The sequence below is a fragment of the Chromobacterium aquaticum genome (assembly GCF_021129195.1).
Classification (GTDB): Bacteria; Pseudomonadota; Gammaproteobacteria; order Burkholderiales; family Chromobacteriaceae; genus Chromobacterium; species Chromobacterium aquaticum.
Genome location: NZ_JAJOHW010000264.1, coordinates 1 through 1,834, shown reverse-complemented (window position 1 = coordinate 1,834; position 1,834 = coordinate 1). Strand labels below are relative to the sequence as shown.

Here is a 1,834-nt window from a genome sequence, read left to right as displayed (position 1 = left end):
GGCTGGCAGCGTGTTCGGCCGCCAGCGCGGCGACGTGCGCGCCTTGCTGCCGCGCCGCGCTCTTGCCGTGGGCGTCCGGCCGTTCGCCGTCGCCCAGAAGCGTCTGGCCGCGCTTGCCCGGCGCGGACAGCGCGGCTTCGGCCGCATGGCGGCCGCCGGCGCTCAGCCGCGCCGCGTTCCACTGCGCCGGCAACGGCGGCTGCCAGGGCAAGGCCGCCGGCAAGCGGGAACGGTCCTGCTCGCGCTCGCCGGCCTCGCCCTCCTCGTCGCGGTCCGGATCGGCGGCGTCCTGCCGCTGCTTTTGCGCTTCGCGGGCAAAGGCTTCCGCCGCGCCGTCGCCAGCGGCGTCCGTCGCTGGCCGCAGGTCCGCGCCCGGCGCGGGCATCGGCGTCATCGCTTCCATATCGTCCTCTCTTCCTGTTCGGCCTCGTCCAGCCGCAAACGCCGCATGCGTTCCTGGCGGCGTTGCAGCTTGGCCCAGCGTTGATACTTGTCTTCCTTGCGCAGCCATTGGCGGCGCAGTGTCTGCTGCGCGTCGCGCAGGCCGCTCAGCGCTTGCCGCTGCTCCTCCAGCTGCCCCTGTTGCAGATCCAGCTGCTGCAACTGGCGGCGCAGCACCGCCTGCTTGCGTTGCAGCGCGAACAGCTGGCCGCGGCTCATCGCCCCGGCCGGCCGCTGCGCCAGCAGCAGTTGACGCAGGCCCTGGCCCTGCAAAACCAGCGCCTGTTGTTCCGCCGCGAGGTCGCCGTCCCGGCGCGCCAGCTGCAGCAACTCGGCCTCGCAGCGCTGCTGCGCCGCCTGGCAACGGCGCAGCAGCGCGCCCAGCTTAGGCAGTAAACGCATCCAGGCTCCGCAGCGTGGCCTCGAACGGCGAATGCTCGTCCAGCGGCTGGCGCAGCCATTGCCGCAATGTCTCGCGCGCGTTCATCGCCCGGTCGTTGTCGGCGTTCTCGCCGGGGCGGTATTCGCCCAGGTCGATGAACACCTGCAATTCCTCCAGCCGCGCCAGCAGCGCGCGCAGCGCCGAGGCCGCCTGCAGATGACCTCCGCCGCAGACCTGGCCGGCCACGCGGCTGGCGCTCTTGAGCACGTCGATGGCCGGGTAGTGGCCCTGGCCGGCCAGCTTGCGGCTCAGATAGATGTGGCCATCCAGGATGGAGCGGATCTCGTCGGCCATCGGGTCCGGCTCGTCGTCGCTTTCCAGCAGCACGGTGTAGAAGGCGGTGATGCTGCCGCCGTGGGTGGCGCCGGGGCGTTCCAGCAAGCGCGGCAGGCTGTCGAACACCGAGGCCGGATAGCCGCGCCGCGCCGGCGGTTCGCCGGCGGCCAGCGCCACGTCGCGCAGCGCGCGGGCGTAACGGGTCATGGAATCGACGAACAGCACCACTTTCTTGCCCTGGTCGCGGAAGTACTCCGCCACCGTGGTGGCCAGCAGCGCCGCGTTGCAGCGGTCCACCGAGGAGAAGTCCGAGGTGGCGAACACCAGCGCGCAGCGTTCGCGCTTGGGCGAGGCGCGCAGCGCCTCGGCGAATTCGGTCACTTCGCGGCCGCGCTCGCCGATCAGGCCGACGACGAAGACATCGGCGTCGCTCTGCTCGATCAGCATGTGCATCAACATGGTCTTGCCGCAGCCGGCGGAGGCGAAGATGCCGACGCGCTGGCCGACGCCGCAGGTCAACAGGCCGTCGATGGCGCGCACGCCGGTGGCCAGCGGCTCGCGGATGCCGACGCGCCGCGAATACGGCGGCGGGTCGGCGTCGATGCCGCGCTCCTCGCCGCCGACGCCGGCCTCGGGCGCGAAGCGCTCGACGATGCGGCCGGACGGGTCCAGCAC

At 72.3% G+C, this 1,834-nt stretch carries 3 protein-coding genes; all 3 read right to left on the bottom strand.

All coding sequences use genetic code 11. The annotated features are described in order from the left end of the window. The coding region (locus LQT98_RS23655) for a hypothetical protein (protein ID WP_231465695.1) at nucleotides 1-403 on the bottom strand (403 nt) is incomplete at its 3' end. After that, on the bottom strand, nucleotides 391-843 hold the full coding sequence (locus LQT98_RS23650) for a hypothetical protein (RefSeq protein ID WP_231465693.1): 453 nt from the start codon (nucleotides 841-843) through the stop codon (nucleotides 391-393). The genes LQT98_RS23650 and LQT98_RS23655, both read right to left, overlap by 13 nt. After that, nucleotides 827-1,834 (bottom strand): type III secretion system ATPase SctN (sctN, locus tag LQT98_RS23645; RefSeq protein ID WP_231465691.1); only part of this gene is annotated, 1,008 nt, incomplete at its 5' end. The genes LQT98_RS23650 and sctN, both read right to left, overlap by 17 nt.

Coding starts and splice junctions, on each gene's coding strand:
- LQT98_RS23650 (WP_231465693.1), bottom strand. CDS start 843: ATGCGTTTACTGCCTAAGCTGGGCGCGCTGCTGCGCCGTTGCCAGGCG.